Origin of the sequence: Streptomyces sp. JJ38, from assembly GCF_019303475.1 — a bacterium.
Lineage (GTDB): Bacteria > Actinomycetota > Actinomycetes > Streptomycetales > Streptomycetaceae > Streptomyces.
This window is the reverse complement of the sequence record NZ_JABLSI010000008.1, coordinates 110,315-130,792: the sequence shown is the minus strand read 5'-3', so window position 1 is coordinate 130,792 and position 20,478 is coordinate 110,315. Positions and strand designations below refer to the sequence as shown.

The 20,478-nt window shown below is 69.0% G+C and carries 14 protein-coding genes and 1 pseudogene; 6 read left to right on the top strand and 9 right to left on the bottom strand.

Translation table 11 applies throughout. The features are described from left to right. Positions 1 to 277: 277 nt before the first annotated feature. The 4 genes from HPT28_RS27590 (at position 278) to HPT28_RS06290 (ending at position 4,122) form a co-directional block, all read left to right on the top strand. A complete protein-coding gene (locus HPT28_RS27590) occupies positions 278 to 895 on the top strand; it encodes an RNA polymerase sigma factor (RefSeq protein ID WP_219089928.1) in 618 nt (205 codons plus the stop codon). Then, complete coding sequence (locus HPT28_RS06300; RefSeq protein WP_219089927.1) at positions 879 to 1,868, top strand: hypothetical protein; 990 nt, start codon at positions 879 to 881, stop codon at positions 1,866 to 1,868. The genes HPT28_RS27590 and HPT28_RS06300 overlap by 17 nt, the downstream gene beginning before the upstream one ends. A gap of 164 nt (positions 1,869 to 2,032) precedes the next feature. Next, positions 2,033 to 3,604 carry a peptidoglycan recognition protein gene (locus HPT28_RS06295; protein ID WP_257578113.1) on the top strand — a complete coding sequence of 524 codons (1,572 nt, stop codon included), beginning with the start codon at positions 2,033 to 2,035 and terminating at the stop codon, positions 3,602 to 3,604. 104 nt (positions 3,605 to 3,708) lie between these two features. After that, a complete protein-coding gene (locus HPT28_RS06290) occupies positions 3,709 to 4,122 on the top strand; it encodes a hypothetical protein (RefSeq protein ID WP_219089925.1) in 414 nt (137 codons plus the stop codon). Positions 4,123 to 4,194: 72 nt separating this feature from the next. Here HPT28_RS06290 and HPT28_RS06285 read toward each other — a convergent pair whose 3' ends face one another. The 5 genes from HPT28_RS06285 to HPT28_RS06265 all read right to left on the bottom strand — a co-directional run bounded on the left by HPT28_RS06285 (position 4,195) and on the right by HPT28_RS06265 (position 8,620). Continuing rightward, entirely contained in the window at positions 4,195 to 4,563 is a 369-nt protein-coding gene (locus HPT28_RS06285) for a hypothetical protein (protein WP_219089924.1), read from the bottom strand. A gap of 205 nt (positions 4,564 to 4,768) precedes the next feature. Next, a complete protein-coding gene (locus tag HPT28_RS06280) occupies positions 4,769 to 5,965 on the bottom strand; it encodes a helix-turn-helix domain-containing protein (protein WP_219089923.1) in 1,197 nt (398 codons plus the stop codon). A 271-nt stretch (positions 5,966 to 6,236) separates the two neighbouring features. After that, positions 6,237 to 6,548, bottom strand: a complete 312-nt coding sequence (locus tag HPT28_RS06275) for a hypothetical protein (protein WP_219089922.1) — start codon at positions 6,546 to 6,548, stop codon at positions 6,237 to 6,239. 243 nt (positions 6,549 to 6,791) lie between these two features. After that, complete coding sequence (locus tag HPT28_RS06270; protein ID WP_219089921.1) at positions 6,792 to 7,994, bottom strand: hypothetical protein; 1,203 nt, start codon at positions 7,992 to 7,994, stop codon at positions 6,792 to 6,794. 416 nt (positions 7,995 to 8,410) lie between these two features. Further along, complete coding sequence (locus HPT28_RS06265) at positions 8,411 to 8,620, bottom strand: hypothetical protein (RefSeq protein ID WP_219089920.1); 210 nt, start codon at positions 8,618 to 8,620, stop codon at positions 8,411 to 8,413. Between the two features lie 90 nt (positions 8,621 to 8,710). Here HPT28_RS06265 and HPT28_RS27690 point away from each other — a divergent pair. Next, positions 8,711 to 9,071 (top strand): annotated as a pseudogene (locus tag HPT28_RS27690) (transposase family protein); the annotation flags it as partial. A gap of 7 nt (positions 9,072 to 9,078) precedes the next feature. Here HPT28_RS27690 and HPT28_RS06260 read toward each other — a convergent pair. After that, positions 9,079 to 17,679, bottom strand: a complete 8,601-nt coding sequence (locus tag HPT28_RS06260) for a DNRLRE domain-containing protein (protein WP_219089919.1) — start codon at positions 17,677 to 17,679, stop codon at positions 9,079 to 9,081. Positions 17,680 to 18,028: 349 nt separating this feature from the next. On the opposite strand from HPT28_RS06260, the gene HPT28_RS06255 reads away from it, so the two are divergent. Beyond that, positions 18,029 to 18,475 carry an MmpS family transport accessory protein gene (locus HPT28_RS06255; protein ID WP_219089918.1) on the top strand — a complete coding sequence of 149 codons (447 nt, stop codon included), beginning with the start codon at positions 18,029 to 18,031 and terminating at the stop codon, positions 18,473 to 18,475. A gap of 46 nt (positions 18,476 to 18,521) precedes the next feature. Here the strand turns inward: HPT28_RS06255 and HPT28_RS06250 are convergent, their stop codons facing one another. From HPT28_RS06250 to HPT28_RS06240, 3 genes are all read right to left on the bottom strand, one after another. Beyond that, entirely contained in the window at positions 18,522 to 19,037 is a 516-nt protein-coding gene (locus tag HPT28_RS06250; RefSeq protein WP_219089917.1) for a DinB family protein, read from the bottom strand. A gap of 81 nt (positions 19,038 to 19,118) precedes the next feature. After that, positions 19,119 to 19,637 carry a GNAT family N-acetyltransferase gene (locus HPT28_RS06245; protein ID WP_219089916.1) on the bottom strand — a complete coding sequence of 173 codons (519 nt, stop codon included), beginning with the start codon at positions 19,635 to 19,637 and terminating at the stop codon, positions 19,119 to 19,121. Positions 19,638 to 19,844: 207 nt separating this feature from the next. Then, positions 19,845 to 20,348, bottom strand: coding sequence for a nucleoside deaminase (locus HPT28_RS06240; protein WP_219089915.1), 504 nt, complete (start codon positions 20,346 to 20,348; stop codon positions 19,845 to 19,847). Between the last annotated feature and the right edge of the window lie 130 nt (positions 20,349 to 20,478).

Genomic DNA, 20,478 nt, shown 5'->3' with positions numbered 1-20,478 from the left:
CAACCCCCGCGGAGTCACCCCCCGTCGGCCCTTCGCGCACCTGACCCCCGAGGACCTCTCCCCCGAACCCCCGCGGACCCATACCCGCCAGACCCGACGCCACGTGGCCCGCCTCCCCGCACCCCGGCAACCTCACACCCGAGAGCCCCGCGGTTCCCCATACGGTCACAGCATCTTCACGCCCACTCGTACAACCTTCTACGACCTCACGCGTCCCCGCCTCCGACCTGCCGCCAAACGCGCGCGGGCGCGGAGCGTGACGTGCGAGGATCAGTGCGTGGCAGACGCGACGAACAGATGTTCGGGCACGCTGACCGCCCTCGTGGAACAGGCCCAACAGGGAGACGAGGAGGCGTTCCGAGCGGTCTACCGACAGGTGAACCCGGACCTCCTCAGATACGTCACCGTCATCGTCGGCAGCCAGGACGCCGAGGACGTCGTCGCTGAAACCTGGCTCCAACTCACCCGCGACCTGCTCCACTTCGACGGCGGGGGCGCCGCCTTCCGCCGCTTCGCCCTCACCGTCGCCCGCAACCGCGCCCGCGACCTCGCCCGCCGCCGCGGCCGGCGTGCCACGGAACTCACCACGCAGAACCACCTCTTACCCGAACCCCGAACCGCCGAAAGCGGAACCACGACGGACGTCGCCGAGATCGTCGGAACCCGGCTCTCCACCCAGGACGCCCTCGCCATCATCGGGTCGCTTCCCCGGCCGCAAGCGGAAGCCGTCATACTGCGCGTGATCCTGGGCCTCGGCACGAAGGACGCCGCGTGCGTCCTCGGCAAGCGCCCCGGCGCCGTCGCCATGGCGCTGTCCCGGGGCCTGCGCACCCTGGCCCGCGCCTACGGAGACGGAAACGACGAGGGAGGTGCCCAGCGTGACCAGCCGCGATGACGCACGACGACGCCCCACGGGGCCGTCCGACGACGCACGGCGGGCCGCCCGGGCCCCGCTCGATCGCGCCCCCTCCACACCCCAGATCCTCGACGCCGCCGCCGCGCCGCCCACCGGGAACGAACTCCGCGGCGAGGAAGCGGCCCTGGCCGCGTTCCGCGCCGCCCGCGACGCCCGCGACGCCCGCGACGCCCGCAACGCGGCTCGCGCGGCGGGCGTCTCCCCCGCCTCCGACGTCTCCCCCACTTCCGGCCCTGGCTCCTCCGGCGCGTACGGCGCTTCTGTCCGAAAGCCCGGTCTGCGCGGGGCACGACGGGGCCGGGGGCGCGGCCCCTGGAAGCGCGGCACCGTCCTCGCGCTGGCGGGAGTGGCCCTCCTCACCGGCGGCGTGACCGCCGCCGCCGTCAGCGGGGGCCTCCCGTTCACCCCCTCGCCGCCTTCCGCCCCCGCCGCCCCGGAAAGCGGTGCCCCCGTCACCAAGCCGCCCGCCGCCACCGGCAGGCCCACTGCTCCGGGGGAGCCCGACACCACCGCCACCCCGCCTGGCTCCGCCCCGGCCGAGGGCGACAGCACGGCACCGGGCCGCAACGGGCCCCCCGAGGCCGTGCCCAGTCGCGCCGGCCAAGCCCGCCTGGCCGGGCTGTGCCACGCCTACCTCCAGCTCCCGGAACACCGCCGCGCGCAAGCCCTCACGACGTCCGGGTTCCAGCCCCTCGTCCACGCCGCCGGCGGGCCCGACGCGGTCCACGGCTACTGCGACGGCCAACCGCCCGCCGCCCCCGGCCCACCCGGCTCCCCGCTCCCGCCCCCGGCCCGCGCCCCGCACTCGGGCGGCCAGGACGCCACGGGCACGCCGTCGGCTTCCGCCCCTCCCGGGGACGCCGAGCGCGCGGCCGACACCCGGACAGGCGGGCCGGGTACGCCGTCGGAGCCGGACGACGCGGGGCGGGATCGCGGCCAAGGGCGCCCCTAGCAGGCGTCAAACACCTTGTGACCCAGAACACACCAGAACTGAGTGAAGTTTTCCAGCCCCTCGACGCTTCGTAGGGCGAGCGGCCTTCTATGCGGGCCGCACGCACTTACCAAGACATACGAGGGGGCGGGATTGTGAGTCCGCGGAACACGCGCAGACGCACCTTGGCGAACTTCAAGCGGCGGACCTGGCTGGCGCTGGGGGCGGTGGTGCTGGGGGGCACCGGAATCGCCGTCGCCGCGACGGCCGCCGCGCCGGACGGCGACAGTGACACGATCACTCCGACCGCCCTGCACACGATGAAGGCCGAGACCCGGGACGACGGCACGGCCGTCGTCCCCCAGGGCGACACCGAGCCGTTCAGCCTGCTGGGCATGACCTGGGCCGACTCCACGGAACCGCTCACCGGCACCGTCGAAGTCCGCGTCAAGGACGCGGAGTCCGGCGCCTGGTCCGACTGGATGCCCCTCCGAGTGGAGAACACGCCCGGCGAGACCGGCGGCCGGGGCGCGACCGAACCCCTGTGGGTCGGCCCGTCCGACGGCGTCGAGGCCCGCGTCACCCCCACCGACGGCGGCGAGAGCGAGCCCCTCCCCGAGGACCTCCGCATCGACCTGATCGACCCGGGCACGGGCCCCGGCAAGGACAAGGCCAACGGCAAGGACAAGGACAAGTCCAACAACGGCAAGGGCAACAGCAAGGACGAGGACACGACGTCCCCCTCCCCCGAGCCGACCGAGGAACCGACGGAAGCCCCCACCACCGAACCGGCCCCGGAACCCACCGAAACCACCCCGGCCCCCGAACCGGAGCCGACCACCCCCACCGAGGAGCCCACGACCGAACCGGCCCCGGAACCCACCGAAACCACTCCGACCCCCGACCCGGAGCCCACGACACCCACCGAGGACCCGGAGCCCACGGAGGAGCCCACCTCCCCCGAGCCGGACCCGGAACCGGAACCGGAGCCGACCGAGGAACCGTCCTCCCCCGAGCCGACGGAGACCAGCGAGCCCACCGAGGAACCCACGGCCCCCGCAGACCCGACGGACGAGCCCACCGCACCGGACACCACAACCCCGACCACCGACCCGTCGACCGAACCAGAGCCGACGGAGGAGCCGGAGCCCGGCGTGGCGACCCCGACCGTGGTCTCCCGCGCCGACTGGGGCGCCGAGGAGGAGAAGGTCGAGGAGGCGCCCGAGTACCTCGACCGCCTCGACGCCGTCTTCGTCCACCACACCGCCACCGGCAACGACTACACCTGCACCGAGTCCGACGCCGTCGTCCGCTCGATCTTCGCCTACCACGTCGACTCCCTCGGCTGGAACGACGTCGGCTACAACTTCCTCGTCGACAAGTGCGGAACGGTCTACGAGGGCCGCGGCGGCGGCATGGACAAGCCCGTCCGGGCCGCCCACGTCTACGGCTTCAACGGCTACTCCACCGGTATCGCGGTCCTGGGCGACTACAACGCGACGACGACCAACGCCGCCGTCCACCAGGCCGTGGCCCACGTCTCCGCCTGGAAGCTGGACCACTTCGACGTCGACCCGACCGCCCAGGTCACCCTCACCGCCGCCGGCAACACCGGCATCTACGAGACGGGCGAGGTAGCCACCCTGCACACCATCTCCGGCCACCGGGACGGCTACGCCACCGAGTGCCCGGGCGAGCACCTCTACAACGCGCTCCCGGAGATCCGCCGCATAGCCGGCACCTTCACTACGCAGTAACCGCAACACCCGTGGCCGGGGCCTCCCACGCGCCGGAGGCCCCGGCCACCGCCACTCCCCACACCTGGAGCGACAGAAGGGCACCGACCATGCACCCCGAAACCATGACGTCCCGCCCCTGCGCCGCCGACATCCCCGCCCACGTGGCGTCGTTCGTCACCGACATCACGGTCCGCACCAAGCTGCCGCTGAACTACTCCATCGCGAGCCTCAAGCTGGTCGACAGAGTCGTCGACGGGATACGCACCGGCACCGCGCACCGCGAGCAGGTCGCCGACACCCTCTTCTCCCTCGGCGCCTACGCCGGCGAGACCCTCGTCCGCCAGTTCAACGCCCAGTGGGTGGACCTCACCCCCGAACACCGCACCCTCTTCGCCCAACCCGTCGGCATCCGCATGCCCGACACCCGCCTGTGGAACCCCATCGGCAAGGTCTTCAACCGCTTCGACTCCGGCCCCCCGGAGTCCCTCCACACCCTCTACCTAACCCTCCACGGCCGCACCCGCCTGGACCCGTAGCCCCCACAGTGGGCGGCCCGTTCCGGCCGGGTATGACCAGCACCGGCCGGAACGGGCGCTCGCAAACCGAGTTCAGACCCGAACGACGGAACACGAGTCACCCTGCCCGTCTTCCTCGCTTTCCGCATCACCGTCGGTGTCGAAATCATCACAAACGGGCTCGGGCAGGCGTGAGCCCCGGCTTACCGCGACGCGGTGCACATCGCCGAGCGCCTCGGCCAACCGGACAGCCAGCAGGTGCAGTTCACCCGGCGTCCACTGCCGCCCGTCCAGGACATCCCATGCCTCCTGAAGGAGTTCACTGGCCAGGCCCAACTGTGCCGACTCCACGTTGTCGGCCAACCGGGACAGGTATCCGCCCTCGCCACCCGCGAGATAGCACGGCTTCCCCTCAGGTCCCGCCCACGGCAGCAGCCGCAGCCGCCCGGTTCCGCTCGTCATGCGCTGACCTCCACTCCGTGGAGCAGCCGCAGCAGCGGCTCGAAGGCACGGGCGATACAGTGCGGCACGTTGACTCTCCTGTCAGCATTGACCACGCCCCGGAACCGTCGCCCGGCCCTCGGGACTCCTGACGAGGCATCAGCCTGCCGACCAACACAACACGGCAATTGCACCGAAGAGTGCAACTGCTCGTACCCGAAATCTGCTATATCCCGACCCACTCCGCATACTGCGCCAGCGGGCCGCTGCGTGTTCGCTCCTGCCGCTTGAGTGCCAGCACGGTCTCCCGCACGGTCGGGTGGTAGCGGGTCTGCTGCGGGGCGATGCGCCGGGCCCGGTGCAGGCAGTCCAACGCCTGGTCCGGGTGGCCTGCCCAGGCGTGGGCCCGACCGAGGTCCATCCAGTGGTGCCCGGCTCGGGACCGGGTCCAGCCGCGCGGGATGCGTACGTCCTCGGCGAGCTCGATCGCACGCCCGAAGTCATCCATCTCCGAGGCGATGGCCACGGCGTGCACACCGACATTGGTCGGCCCCCAAGTAACGCCGAAGTCGGGCAACTCGCCCGTCGTCCGGGCGAGAGCACGAGCCTCGGCGAGGCGCGCGTCCGCGTGGTCCCGGTCCCTCATCCGGCCCGCGATGGTCGCAGCACGCAGGTGCAGCATGCCCCTCATCGCCTCAATGCCCGCCGGGCGGCGTGACTCCTGGCCGTCCAGGTCCCGCAACGCCCGGTTGAGAACCCGCAGCCCCACGTCGTACCGAGCCGACGACAACGTGGTCTGCGCACGCAGAAAGGCATGCATCGCGGCCAGCCCCGGATCGTCAGCGCGCGGAGCGGACCACGCCAGCCGGTCCAACGCGACGGTCGCCAGATCGAGGAAACCGAACTTCCACGCCACGGTGAACGCACACCGGAACGTCTCCGCCAGACACTCATAGGCCAGCCGCTGCTCATCCCCGGTGCTGGTGTGCACGGCCTGCACCGACTCGTCGATCAGCACGGGCAGGTCGCGCACCATGTCCGTGTACTGCGCCTGACGTCGCTGCTCCAGGGCCCGTTGGACATCCGCCCGGATCAACGCCGCCGGGCGCGGAGCCGTCTCCCAGTCCAGCGCGATGTCCCAGTTCTCCAGCCCTTCACGGATCGGCTGGATCAGGGCGTCCATGCGGTCCCGGCGCAGTTCCTCGGCATACGGCTGCCCCAGCAGATCGGAGGTCGACACACTCAGCGCACGAGCACAGACAGCGACAAGGGCAGGAGACGCGGGCTTCTGCCCGCACTCGACCTTCGACAACAGCGACTTCGACACATGCGCCCGCATGGCCAGCCCCTGCTGAGTCAGACCGCGCTGCTTCCGGATACGGGCGATCCGAGCGCCGGTGTGCTCCTCGATGCTCTGCGACACGGCGAACTCCGTTCTGCGGCAACACTCAGACGGTACCCCCACCACGCCACCGCGCATCAGACTCACCACCCTCGGCAGTCTGTACAGCTCGCGACTGGCGGCGGATGGGGGAAGGTGCGGATCCCGTTCAGCCAGTCCGTGAGCCATTCCGCGAGATCGAAGCGTTCCGGAAAGAAGCGATGCCGCTCACAGCGGGCGTTTGGCTCCCAACCCCACATGGCTCCTCCAGGCGTGCTGAAGTCGACCATCCACCAGATCGCACAACCGAGCGTCACCAACGGCAGCACATGGCGCGGGGGGGGCGCAGCTCCTCCGCTTCGGACATGGACGACCAGTCGCGCTGGACTTGGAGCAACGACTCCTCGTCGCTGTACCACTCGTCGGCGTCAGTGAGAGACAAGATCTCGCCATCGGGGCCGAACCCACCATTGGCGACCTCCACGTACAGACGTCGCAGCAGGGCAGGCATGGGATACCCCACCGCTGCCTCAAGCTCCTCACACGCCTTCGCAGGAGCAGGTGGCGGCAGACAATGGGCCTGCGCGAAAGCTTTGACTCGCTCAACGATCTCGTCCTCGCTCACCAAGCGACCATCTAAGCTTCCGCGCCGACTGTCCACTGGTACTACAGCCGTGAGTCGCGGCCGCGGTCCCGCGCTAGTTCATCGACGGCGTGAGCACGTTCCAACTCACTCACCAAGGTTTCGCTGCCCACAGCCGACCGTTACCCGCAGGAGGCCAGGTTGAAGCCGGGCCGAGTAGCCGACCGTCCCGGGCGCAACGGCTGACGCACGCCAATGCCGACGTAGTTGACGGGACGTCGCGCCTCACTCTGTGCAGCAGCGTGAAGCGCGGCGTCTGCCCGCCGCGTCCGTGAGGGCGCATCCCGCGATCGCCGTGACCATGGAAGCCGCCGCGGCCTGCAACAGCACGGTCTCGTAGTACGAGCCACCACGGCCCAGATTGACGACCGCGTAGGCCACCGCCAGGGCCGCTCCCGCGGCCCAGCCGAGCCTGCCCAGCAAGACAAGCGGGCTCCGGATCTCACTGTCCTCCCTGAGCCCCATCAGGGTGTCCCGCAGGGCGTAGAGGCCTGCCGCCACGGCGACCGCAAGCCCCGCTGCGGCAGCCAGCATCGGCGTGCCGAAAGTGACCCCGTAGCGCACCGCGAGGGCGGGGGCGAAGAAGAGCACGAGCCAACGGCGTAGTGCGTGGCCGGCGAACATGACGGCGGGCCCGGGCGAGGAGCGGGCGGGAAGCCGGGCGGCGGCCAGGCGGCAGAGGGCCAGAGTCCCGGCGGCGGCCAGGGCGAGCGAGGCCCGGTCGTCCATGCGGCCCAGGTTGTAGAGCAGGGCCGTGTCGTACACGATCAGGATCAGCACCCCCAGCGCGCCCAGCGAACCGAGGAACGCCAATAGCCCGGAAGCAGTCAACGGGCGGGCTTCAGCGGCGTCACGGGCAGCCATGCGGCGCATCAGCAACGGTGTCAGCACCGCGGAAACACACCGGATCACCACATCGTCGACGGTGTACGGGTTGTACAGGTCCCACTCGACTACGCAGAAGACCGCCGTGTAGGACAGCGCGGCCAGCGGCAACAGCGCGGAGCGCATGACCCTGCCATACAGGCCCGCGTCCAGCCAGCGCAGCGCGGTCCCGAAAGCCAGCAGGACGAAAGGCAGTTCCAGCAACGCCTGCACCCGCAGAACCGTCGGCTCCAGCAGCGACGGCGCCGGGAACCCCTTGGCAAGCGAACGCAACACGGGGCTTCCGGTGGCCAGGTCGAACCAACCGGCGGGCAGATACCCCGAGACGAAGGAAGCGTCCCCGCCGTGCACCCGCAACACGTAAACGGTGAACAACACTTGGTTGAGGAAGACGGCCCCGGTGACCACTACCAGCCCGACGAGAGGCGAAACAGCCCACCTCACCGACCGCCCGACACACGACCGACGCGCCACAACACGCGGAGCCACCGCCAGGGCCAGCACAACGGAAACCACCACCACGGCATCGACAAGGACGGCCATGTCCCCTCCCTATGTCGCGAAAGCGGCCTGCCCAGGAGGAACAAGGCCTCGCTCCGGCTCCGCGAGGTCCTACATCGAGACCGGCTACTCCCAGGGTTTGCCGACTGAGAGGTCCAGGGCCATCGATCGGGGTTGTCGCCTGTAGTGAGCCAGCAGGGGATGTGTGTACCGCTGACGATGCCCCAGTAAGGCTGGAGTCGGGATTACGTCCAGGGCCACTCTACCACCGGGCGGCTCTTAACCTCGCGCTTTCATGAGCTGGACTGTCCGAGGCTTGACCCGAAACACGGGAAGTTCCTCTGACCCGCAACACGACTAATCAGGGAGATAATCAACCCAGCACAGGGGTGTCGCATGCCGCCAGAATTTACACGAAGCGGACCATATATTTACAGAGGATCAGGAAAGGCCAACCCTCACCCGCGATGCAACATGACAATGAAAGCGATTCCACCGAAACCAGCAAAAACCCACAGGGCGCCGATGAGCCTGAGCCCTTCAACTCTCGGCTCGCCGTCAAATGTTACAGAATGGATGATTTCAGCTAGACGCTTCGTGGCGCCTCGAAAATTGAATGCGACCACCAAGCCTATGGTAATCATGAGTAGACCGAATGCAATAAACATCCAACCCCCTGTACAGTGCGTCCACGTGGTTAATTCAGCTCATGTAGACCTTATCAGTGACTCGCGTTCGTCCAGCGCTGCGAACCCCCACGGCATCGGGCAACCCCGCTGTGGTTCTCGCGGGCACCGCCAGGGCTGCAGACCCACGATCTGACCGCCGCTCGCGCTCACGGGGTGCTCCAGGCGTGTCTGTCCCGGCAGATCCTGGTGCTGGCCGACCGCGCCCTGCCGGGGCGCCAACACCACTGTGCGCACTCCCTACTACGGGCGCGATCTTCCGCACGCGTACGCAGAGTTCAACCGCGAGCACGCCCGCCTTCTCCCACTGGGCGAGAGGGCCTTCGCCCGCCTCAAGCAGTGGCGTCTTCCAAAGGCCCGCTGCAGCCCGAGCCGCATCAGCCATACCATCGCCGCCGTCCACGCCATCGAGATCGCCTGGCGCTCAGGATGAGAAGCGTTCAGTTACATCCGGTAAGAATGCTGCAAGTCCAAGTCCTGTTTACACCAAGCTCCACGCCGCCTTCGATCCCCACGCCAGGACCAAAGGTTGACGTCTCAACAGGCTCACCCTTTGTGTTACGGAGCGGACTCCAGTTCATTGGGTTTGCAGAACCATTTTGGTCTACAGCCGCTTCCACGTTCCAGAAGCCACCAACATAAACGTGTCCAGATATTTCCACGTCTGCCCCAAGTCCTGCCAACTGGTCCATCTGGTCAGCGTTGCTGATCAAAACGCTTGCATCAGCGCTTGCCCCTGCACCGACACCAGACACGGCATCGGAAATGCTGATACCGAAGTCACGATCTCCATCGGATGTCTTGGTTGTTAGAACGCAGGCCTCCAAAGATGCCATCCCTACAAAGCCTGCACTTCCACTGACGCAGACCCCCTTCGTTCCACCCCCGAAGAAGAAGTCCAAGGTCTTGTCTACGGCACTACGCTCGTCTTTTTCTTCATTTTTTTCCTTCTTGTACTTAGTTTTAATTGGCGCCACAGGCTCCCAGCCTCGGACAGTGCTGATTTCCCTACCTTCACTGTCCGTCAGGTGATGAATGACCCTCCATCCTCCGCCATTCCTTATGCTCGCACCGTCCCTCTCGCGCGTAGTCCACAACGCGCCGCCACTACCGGTTCTCCCGCTGGAGTCGATCACACCGTGTGTTGGGCATCCGAGACCCGACCCTTCGCCACCACAGGCCAAACGGTGTCCGTCTAGTTCGAAGTAGTTAACCGGGTTGCCCGCGGTGTAGGCGTAGCGGTTGCCGTTGTAGGGGTCGGTGGCGAGGTTCATGTCGGCTAGGGCGCCGTTGTACATGTCTCGGGAGGTGAAGCGGTTCAGGCCCGGGTCGTAGTCGCGGAAGCCCATGTCGTAGGTGCCGGATGCGGCGTCCCAGCGCTTGGCGTTGAAGCGGTAGGAGTTGTACGCGTCTGCGGTGGGGTTGGCGGGGTCGGGCTTGTCGATGCCGGTGAACTCGGAGTCGTCGGGGCTGCCGTAGGCGGTGTAGCCGTAGGTGGCCTTGGTGTCGCCGGACTCGGTGGTGACGGACTCGACGTCGCCGCGCGGGTTGTAGCCGTAGGCGGCGAGTTCCTCGGTGCCGGTGGCGGCGTCGTGCTTGAGCTGGGAGAGGCGTTGCCCCCAGGGGCTGTACTGGTAGGACTTGGTGATCTCGCCGGAGACTTCCTCGCTGAGGACTTCGGAGCTGGTGCCGAGGTAGTTGAAGTCGGTGGTCTTGCCGTCGGTGGTCTTCGAGGCGGTGCGGTCGAGGGGGTCGTAGGTGTACGTCGTCGTGGCGGTGGAGCCGGATTCCTGGAGCTTGGTGTGCTCGACGACGTGGTCGAAGCCGTCGTAGGTGTTGCGCTCGATGACCTGGCCGGCGCTGGTGACGGATTCGAGGCGGCCGAAGGGGTCGTAGGTGTAGTTGGCCGGGGTGCCGCCGCTCTCGGCCGAGAGCAGGCGGTTGCGGTCGTAGGTGTAGGTGGTGGTCGTGCCGCCCACGGTCTGGCTGATGACGTTGGCGTTGGCGTCGTGGACGTAGGTCTCGGTGCCCGCACCGTTGCCGGTCTTGGTGACCTCGGCGATGCGGTCGGCCGGGTCGTAGGTGTAGTCCGTGGTGGAGGAGAGGTACGCCGAGGTGTCGTCGGCGTTCATCTTCTTCGCGACGTCCTGCGTCTTGTTGCCGTTGGGCCCGTAGGTCAGGGCGTGGGACGAGACGAGGGTGCCGTTGGACTTGTTCTCGGTCTGCGTCTTGACGCGGCTGTCGAGGTAGTAGGTGAAGTCGACGGTGTTGCCGTTGGCCTTGGTCTCGCGGAGCTTCTGGCCGCGGGGCGTGTAGGTGAAGCTGGTCGTCTTCGGGTCGGAGTCGGTGGGCGAATCGCCGACCTTGACCGTCTTGACCAGGTCGCGGAGGTCGTAGGTGTAGGCCGAGTGCTGGTCCGGGTGGGTCTGGGTCTCCGGGAGGCCGTTGGCGTCGTAGGTGTAGGCGGTGGACGCCTGCGAGACGCCGCCCGCGAGTTCTTCGACCTTCGCCACCTGGTTCAGGCCGGTGTAGGTGATGCGGTAGGTGTCGACGTCGGCGTTGGAGGAGCCGTCGGTGAGCTCGGTCAGGTTGCCGTTGACGTCGTAGGTGTAGGTGAAGTCCTTCTGCTCGGTGTCGGTCTCGCCGCTGGTGTCGCGGACGAGCTTGACCGCGTCGGCGACGACGTCACCCGTGTCGGACTCGCCCAGTTCGAGCTTGGCCTCGTTGCCCTGGTTGAACGTGTAGGTGCCGAGGGGTACCCAGGTGCCCGCGCCGGTTGACTGGTCGACGGTCGCCTCGGTCGTGCCGCTGGCGTGGGTCACCGTGAAGGGCGCGGCGCTGGCGGCACCGCTGACGGAGGGGTACCGGACGTAGGCCGTGTAGGTGCCGTCGGCCGGGATGTTGAGCGTCCAGGTGAAGGTGTCCGTGCCGGTGCCCGCGGCGTGGACGGCGTGGTCGTAGCCCTGTTGGCCGTCGGCGTCGCCGGAGGTCCAGGTGCCGGTGGCGGACGTGTGCTGGGTGTCGGAGTTGTCGGTGAGGACGACGTGGTTGCCGACGGGGACGCCGTCGTCCGTACGGGACTTGAGCTTGCCGTCGGGGTAGTAGCCCCAGCCCATGGTGCGGGAGGACGAGCCGCCGGCGGAGGTGATGGTGCGGGCGGTCTGCTTGCCCAACTCGTTGTAGTCGTAGGTGGTGACGATGTCCCACGGGTCAGTGGAGGACTTCACCAGGCCGTGGTCGAAGTAGGTGTAGGTGGTGTCGTTGCGAACGCTCTGCCCCTCGGACGGGGGCATCGACGTCTTCGTGACCCGGCCCGCGGCGTCGTACGACGTGATCGTCCTGACCGGTGTGTTGTACCGGGCATCGGCCGGGTCGTAGGGCTGGATCTGATCCTTGGGACGGTTCAGCGCGTCGTAGACCGTCTCCGAGACGAAGGCCGTTTCCGTGCCCGCGGCCACCGCGCGGGGCGAGATGACCTTGGTGCGGTTGCCCACCGCGTCGTAGCGGAACCGGGTGGTGCGGTGGACGACGTTGCCGGAGCCGTCCTCGGTGTGCGGGACCTTGACCTCGGCCTGCATCCCGCGCTCGTCGTAGGCGACGAGCGTCGTGTTGCCCTCGGCGTCCGTGGTGGAGGTGACGAGGGAGTCCTTGTCGTACGTGCGCGAGGTGGTGTTCCCGGCGGCGTCGGTGACGGAGACGACGCGGTGGTTGAGGTCGTAGGCCGTCTTCGTCGTGTAGTCGTCGGGGTCGGCGGTCGCGTTCTTCTTCGGGTCGACGACCTTGACCGGGTTGCCGACGTCGTCATAGCTGTAGCTGACGCGGTGGCCTTCGGCGTTGGTCACCGAGGTGAGCTGGTAGATCGTGTCGTAGGCGTTGGTGGTCGTGTAGTCGCCCGCCTCCGTCGTCAGGTTGCCCTTGGGCTCGACGGTGGTGAGCAGGTTGCCGACCTTGTCGTACGTGTACGTCGACGTCCGGACGTCGGACGTATCGGTGTCCTTGGGCGCCGTGGCCGAAGTGATCTGGTCGGCCGCGTCGTAGACGGCGGTCGAGAAGGCGCCGTTGGGGGCCGTGGCCTTGGTGACGTTGTCGTTGGCGTCGTAGACCGGGGCCGGGGTGGTGATGAGGTCGCCGGACTCCTGGTCCTTCGGCACGGTGGTGGCCAGGGGTCGACCGAAGGTGTCGTAGGTCTGTGTGGTGCTGACGCCGAGCGCGTCGGTCACCTTCACGACCTGGCCGCGGCCGTCGTACTCGTACGCCGTGTCGTGGGACAGGGCGTCGGTGATGGTGGCCGGGTAGCCGGTGGGGCCGAAGGCGCTGTACGACGTCGCGTTCCCGCGCGCGTCGGTGGCCGTCGTCAACTGGCCGTGGACGTCGTAGGCGTAGGTGGTGGTGTAGTCGTCGGCCTCGGTCGTGGCGACGCCCTTGGGGTCCGTGACGGTCGTCAGGTTGCCGTAGGTGTCGTAGCCGAACTGCCAGGTGCGGCCCTCGGGTGAGGTCTTGCGCCACAGGTCGGCGACGTGCCCGTCGAGCGCGGTCTGGTAGGCGAAGGTCTGGGGCTCGGTGCCGTTCTGGTTGGCCTCGGCGTCCTTCTGCTCCAGCGGGTAGCCGGTCTTGGGGTCGTAGGCGTAGGTGGTGACGGCGCCGTTGTTCTCCTCCAGGCGGGTGACGTTGTTGTCGGCGTCCCAGCTCAGCTTGGTCGTCTGCGCCTTGGCGTTGGTGATCTGGGTGGGCCGTCCGTAGCCGTCCTGGGTGTAGTCGCTGGCGTTGCCCTCGGCGTCGGTGACCTTGGTCTGGATGACCGAGCCGACGGTGCCGTCGGGATCGGTGTAGGTGAAGCCGGTGTCGTGGCCGAGGCGGTCGGTGATGGCCTGGAGCGCCCAGTGGAACTTGGGGTCGTCGCCCTCGCTCGGCGCGTGGTAGTCGAAGGCCGTGGCGTTGCCCCGGGGGTCGGTGACGTCGACGAGCTTGACGTTCTTGTTGCCCTGCGTGGCGTCGTAGGTGAAGCGGAAGACCTTGGGCTGCTCGCTGCCCGCGCCGTCCGTCAGCTCACCCAGCAGCCCCTTCTCGCTGTAGACGAAGGTGAGCTCGCGCCCGGAGACATCGGTGATCGACGCGATGTGGTCGATGATCTTCGGGTTGGTGAGCTTGCTGCCCGTCTGCTTCTGCCCCGCGTCGTCGATGTACGGGTACGACTCGCCCTTGCCGTAGTAGTCGACGGTCAGCGACTGCCGTCCGGCCGGGTCGGTGATGTAGCGCAGGAACTTCTTCGGCTTGTTGTTGGACCTGCGCTCTTCGTAGGTGTACGTCTGCGTGTTGCCGTTCTTGTCGACGATCGCGCTGACGTAGCCCTCGCAGTCGTAGAAGAACCGGGTGCGGTCGGGGCGCGTCATGGACCAGGCGCGCGGGTCGCCGTCGGCCGACGGCTTGCAGTCCACGCCGGGCTTCTGCTCCAGCAGGTAGTGCACGCCCGCCGGGGCCTTCCAGGTGCCGTCCTCCTGCTTCTCGAAGACGTGGGACGTGCCGTCGCCGTCCGGGAGGGTCACCGTGGTCGGGTTGGGGTTCGGGTGGAAGTCCAGTGCGGCGCCCGAGCGCAGGGGCGCGGCGAGCTGGGCCGACCAGCCGTGGCCGAGGACGGTGTCGGAGGTGTCGAGCGAGTTGTAGGTGAAGCGGGCGAAGGTGGTCAGGCCGCGGCCGGGGTTGCTGAACGCGTTGTACGACCACACGCTGTTGCCCGCGTACAGGTTGTTCATCACGGTCGAGCCGGCGCCGGTGTTCTTGCCCGCGTAGGAGTAGAACTTCTCCAGGCCGAGCTGGTTGGACGTCGGGTCCTCGACGGCTACGTCCTGGCCGAGCCCGGCGATGCCGCCGGTGTCGGAGAACCAGGTGCCGGCGGTCTGGTCGTAGACGTCCCAGGTCAGCACGTAGTCGGTGCGCTTGTTGCCGGAGTCCGAGTTGATCGGCGTCTTGACCTGTGCGGTGAGGGTCACGGACTCGCCGGGCACCAGGTCCTCGGGCAGGGCGGTCTGGAGCTGGTTGCCGCTCGTCGTCACGTCGGTGCCGTCGGGGAGGGTCCAGGTGTAGGAGAGGACCTTGTCGGCAGCCGTCCACACCGAGGTGGTGGTGTTGGTCAGGGTGACGTCGACGGTGTGGGTGTCGCCGGGGATCATCCGGGACGGTGTCTGCGGGGCGTGGTAGGTGGACGCCGTCGTGGCGTCGACGTAGGTGACCTTGAGATGCGGGCGGAGGTTGCGCTCCTCCGCCTCCGAGGAGAGGAAGATCGTCCGCTCCTGCGGGCCGGTGCTGGACTCGTCCGCCAGCTTGAACAGCAGCCCCTTGTTGGTCGCCGGGTCGTCGACCCAGCGCTGGACGAGGGACGTGGCTCCCCACCAGTGGCGTGCCGGGTCGTCGGTGCGGTTGGGGACGGTGTCGGCGATGGCGGTGTCGAAGTCACCGCCGGGCGTGGTCCACGCGGCGCCGGTGTCCGCCTCGTTCCAGGTGGCCGTCGTCTCGCCGAAGTCCCGGTCAAGGGCGTGCAGTTCGTAGACGGCGCCGGAGCTGCCCGTGGTCGTCTGGGTGCCCCACATGCGGACCTGCGCGTCGAGCACGCGGGCCGTGGACGGCAGGCCCAGCTCGTCGAACGTCAGCACCGAGCGCGTCGTCCCGTAGGTGCCGGAGTTGTTGCCGACGCTCAGCCAATGCTGGCCGATGCCGTAGGAGGGCAGGCCGTCGAGGTTGGTGCCGGGCTGGGCGTCGGACAGCGTGGTGTCCCGCTGCCCGGCGCGGATGAACGTGGTCGTGCTGCCCGCCTTGGGCAGGCCCACCAGGTGGACCGGGGAGCCGATCACGCTCCCGTCCCGCGTCTTGACCGCGATCTGGTAGTAGTACGACTGCCCCGTCTCGGCGGCGGAGTCGGCCGGGGTCGGCGTGGCCGTCGTGTCGGTGAACGTCGTGGCGGTCTTGTCCACCGGCGCGACCAGCGTGGCGGCCGAGGGCGTGAAGCCCTGGAACACGCTGCGGTGCACCTGGTACTCGACGATGTCGTCGTCCGGCGCGGCGCTCGGGTCCTCGTAGGCGCTCCAGGACAGCTCGGGCCCGGTGCCGTGGATCGTGGTCGGCGGGTCGAGGAGCACGCCGGGACGGCCGTAGGTGATCGTCAGCGTCGGGTACGTCGCCGTCTCGCCTCCGTAGCCGAACTCGGCTGCCTCGTAGCGCGGTCCGCCCCGGCCGAGCTGCGACTCGTCAGCCGCCTTGAGGACGAAGCCGTGGTTCGCGTGTTCGCCGTCGAGCCAGCTCTGCACGGTGTCCGTGACGGAGAAGCGGTGCCACGTGTTGTACGCGCCGACCGGCTTGGTGACGCGCGCCGGCTTCGTGAGGCGGACGGCGTCGGCGATGACGGCCGTGCCGGTCGAGGCGGGGCCGTCGCCCAGGACGACCTTGCCCGCGGTGCCCGCCGCGAAGGGGTGCGTGCCCAGCGTCGTCCACTCGCCCTCGGTGCCCGCGGACTGGTCGACGGTGTACGTCTCGCTGCCGCCGTCGTAGGTCACCGTGTAGGGGGCGTCGGTAGCGCGGTCGAGGGCGGGCACGTAGTGCGCCTCGACCCGGTAGTCGCCGTCCTCCGGCAGGTGCGGCTGCCAGGTGTAGGTGTCGCCCGCGCCGCTGTCCTTGTTGTACCGGTAGTCCTGGCCCACGGCGTACTGGGTGAAGGCGGTGTTGGACGACGTCGGCCAGGGGCCGTTCGCCGCCGTCGTGCCCGCGTCGCCGTCGTCCACGGTCACGCTGGTGCCGGAGAGTTCGCCGGTGAGGTCCTTGGCGTTGTCCCAGGTGGCCGTCTTGTGGTCCCAGGCCCCGGTGGCGCGGTGGGCCTCGATCGGCACCTCGAAGCCGTTGGTGGTGTGGGACTGGTCGTAGTACACGCCCAGCTGGGCGGAGTCGATCCGCGTCCCCGCGGGGATCTCGCCCAGCGGGAACTTCAGCAGCGAGCGCGCGACGCCCGTCTCCGTCGTGCCGACGGAGAGCCGCCAGTTGCCGTAGTCCTGCCCGCCCGCGCCGTTGAAGTTCGTCGTCGGGTAGTCGGACAGGATCATCACGTCCTGCGACTGCGACGGCGTCGGGGAGACGACGACGGTGGGGTCGATGACGACGGGGTACCGGCGCTCCTTCGCCGCGAGCCACTCCGCGTCCGGGACGACCGTCAGCCGCCAGGCGTCCCCGTCCTTGCGCAGCCGCTGCTCGACGTCCGTGCTGTGCGCCTTGCCGTACGGCGAGCCGGGCTCGTCCCTCGCGTCGGTCATGAAGGCGGGCGGGATCGTCATCACCGGGTGCCGGGAGGCGTCCTGGTAGAGCGCGATCGACCCGTCGGCGTGGGCCTTCGGGGTCAGCCCGGCCGTGTCGAGCCGGAACTCGAAACGCACCTCGCCCACCGGGCGCTCGGGGAGGACGATCTCCTCCTTCACCTCGCCGACGCCGACCCGGTAGCGGATGTCCGCCCCGTTCACGGCGTCCGCGTAGACGACCTCGTCGCCCTTGACCTTCGGCTTCGGGCCCTTCGCCGCGTCCGCCAGGGAGAGGGTGGCGGTGTGCCGGCGGTCGGCCTCGACGTGGAGGAGCGCCCCGCTTCCGTCGCCGAAGTACGCACGGGCGACGTTGGACGTGTTGGCGTGGCTGTACCCCTCGCGGTCGCTCGGCCGGACCGCGGTGTCGATGGCCTTCCAGCTCTTGCCGGACTTGTAGGCCGTGGGCGTGGCGGACACCTCGGCCTGGATCCGCCCGTCGGACAGCTCCCAGTAGCGTGCCGTCGGCGTGCGCCTGCTCTTCAGCTCCCTGACGCGCTCGGGCTGAGCGAGCTTCGCGCTCTTCGCCAGCCGGTCGCGGCTGGGCAGGGCGTCGGCGTCGTCGGTCGGCGGCTCGTCCTCGCCTTCGTCGTCGTCCCCGCCGAACCAGCCTCCGAGCGCGGCCAGGATGCCGCGATCGTCGTCCTTGGCGGCGGACGCCGGTGCGGCGTAGGCGAACTGTGGCAGTAGAGTGCTCAACACCGCCGACATCGCCAGGCAGGATATGAATCTGGCGGAGCGCGACGCCTTCATTATCGTTCCCCTCCCCCTTTTTCGCGGCCACGTCCAGGACCGCGGAAAAGGCATGCCGAACAGCGCCGCGCCGGAGGTTTCCGGGCAGCCTGACACGTCCGTTGTTACGCCGCGCTTTCTATCCACGGCGTTCCGTGGAGGTCAACGGGTGGCGTATATCGCCTACATGCGCATGAAACAGACAAACACCCAACGTGGTTGGGCGTTTTGTCCGTCGGGGTGCCCGGAAAAGATGTAGTGGTGTAGACAGCACTCGACGTGTACCCGGAAGGCCACCCTTTCGCGATTCGACGGGAGTGTTTTCGCCATGCCACGGCAGCAGAAGGAAGAATCAGCCAAGCCGGTGGCGGATTCCGGCTCCAGCGGAAAGAAATGGCTCTACGCCGGAATCGGTGGCGTGCTCACCGCTGCCGCCGTCGGCGCCTGGCTGGTCGCCTCCTCGGACGACGGCGAGGGGCTGCCGCCGGACGCCGTCGCCGTCACCTACGAGGTCACGGGCGAGGGCACGGTGGACATCAGCTACAGCTCGGGCGAGGACGGCACGGCCGAGACCGTGCGCGGCGCAGAGCTGCCCTGGTCGGCCGACGTCCACGTCACACCAGCTGGGGGTCCGGCGACGGTGACCGTGGTGCTGGGCGAGCGCGGCGGGGAGGCGGGCTGCACGGTGGCCGTCGCCGGACAGCATCGGCAACGGTCCACTGCCTTCGGGGAGTTCGGGCGGGCGTCCTGCTCGGCCGAGGTTCCCGGAGGGTGAGCTCCGGGAACCTCGGCCGCGGCGTGGCGCCGAGTGCGAGCGCGGGTCAGTAGTAGCCCGTGCTGCCGTCGAGGAACTCGCGGATGGCGTCCAGGTGGCCGGCGTGCCGGGCCGTCTCCTCGATCATGTGGAACAGCATCCAGCGCAGGGAGGCGGCGGAGACCTCGAAGTCGGGGTGGCGGCCGGTCTCGTCCAGGCTGTGGGCGGCGATGATCTCGTCGGAGGTCGCGCACTGCTGCTCGTACTCCGTGAGCAGCCGGTCGAGCGGCACGCCGTCGACCCGCAGGTCGCCGTCCTCGACGCCGTCCTCGAACCGCGGGCCGGTCGCGGGGCGGCCGAGGAACACGACCTCGAACCAGAAGTGTTCGACCCACCGGAGGTGGGAGACGATACTCGCCGCCGTCACGAGCGGGGAGGCCGGGAGGACGGCTCGGTGGGCGTCGGCGCCGGACAGGCCGTCGCACTTCCAGCGGATGACGGCGCGCTGCATGTCGAGCCAGCCGATGAGCTGGGTGCGCTCGTCGGCCTCGTAGGCCGGGCGGAGGCGTGGGGTAGGCGTCATGGGCCGCAGGCTAGCCACAAGTTGGCGTGCGGGCACGGGAATTGCGTTTCCCTGCACAGTCCGGCGGGAAACGACTCCCGGTCACTTCGGGCGGACGAGCTCATCGGCGAGGAGGTCCATGAGGAGTCCGTCGTGCCAGGTGCCGTCCAGGCCGCGTTCGTACTGCCGCATGATGCCGACGGGCCGGAAGCCGACCTTCTCGTAGCAGCGGATGGCGGCGGCGTTGTGGGCGGCGGGATCGATGATGAGGCGGTGGAAGCCGTGGTCGTCGATGAGGTGGGCGGCCACGGTCCGGACGGCGTCGGTGCCGAGGCCCCTGCCGTGGACGCCCGGTTCGAGGAAGACGTCGATGCCCGCGTGCCGGTAGTCGGGCTCCGTCTCGGCATACCACTGGACGAGGCCGACCACGCGCCCCTCGTACTCGACGGCCAGGGACGCGATCTCCTCATCCTCGAGTTCCTCCTTGACCTCCGCCTCCAGGTCCTCGGAGCCGCGCCAGTGCGCGAGCACCTCGGGGGTGGCGCGAATGGCCGCGAGGGCCGGGACGTCCTCGGCGGTGGCAGTGCGGAGGATGACGGCAGAACCGTGCAGCAGGGTCATGCTCGGCAAGGCTACCGGGCAAGTCGGTGTGGCTGGAGGTGTGTTGTGGGGTGGTGGGGCAGACGGCGGCGGGGGACGGGGAGGCCCGCCGGCCCGCGTCGCCTCCGGGGGCTGTGCCCGGGGATCGAGGTGGCTGATGTCGGGTGCTGGCGCACCGGACATCAGCCACCTCGGCAACGCGACGGGGCCCCGCGGCGAGCTGGACCGTCAGTAGTCGACGCGGTCCGACTTGGCCAGCCACGCGTCGAAGGGCGCGTTGCGGTTGGGCATGTCGACCCGCTCGATCGCCATCGGCCACAGCTCCGCCGGCTTCTTGTCGAACAGGTCGTAGAACTTGCGGTCGTCGAAGCCGGCGACGGCGGCGTCGTCGCGGTCGGCGGCGAAGACGATCCGGTCGACTCTCGCCCACAGCGCGGAGGACAGGCACATCGGGCACGGCTCGCAGGACGTGACCAGGACGCAGCCCTCGAGCGAGAACGTGCCCAGCTTCTCGCAGGCGGCGCGGATCGCGCTCACCTCGCCGTGCGCGGTCGGGTCGAGGTTCGAAGTGACCTTGTTGTGGCCGATGGCGACGACCTCGTCGCCCTTGGCGATGAGGGCGCCGAAGGGGCCGCCGCCGTTCAGCACGCTGTTGGTGGCAAGGCCGATGGCCTCGTCCATCCAGGTGCGCTCGAGCTCCTGGCTGCTCGTCTCCTGGGTGTTCGCGGTCACGGTCACTCCTAGTCGTAGACGGTGGGGACTCCCCGGTGGTGGTCCGTCCGTGCGGAGTACGCACGGACGGGCCGTCCGGGGCAGTCGGTTGGGCTCCGCGGGGCCGCCGTGAGGGCAGCCCGATGGGCGG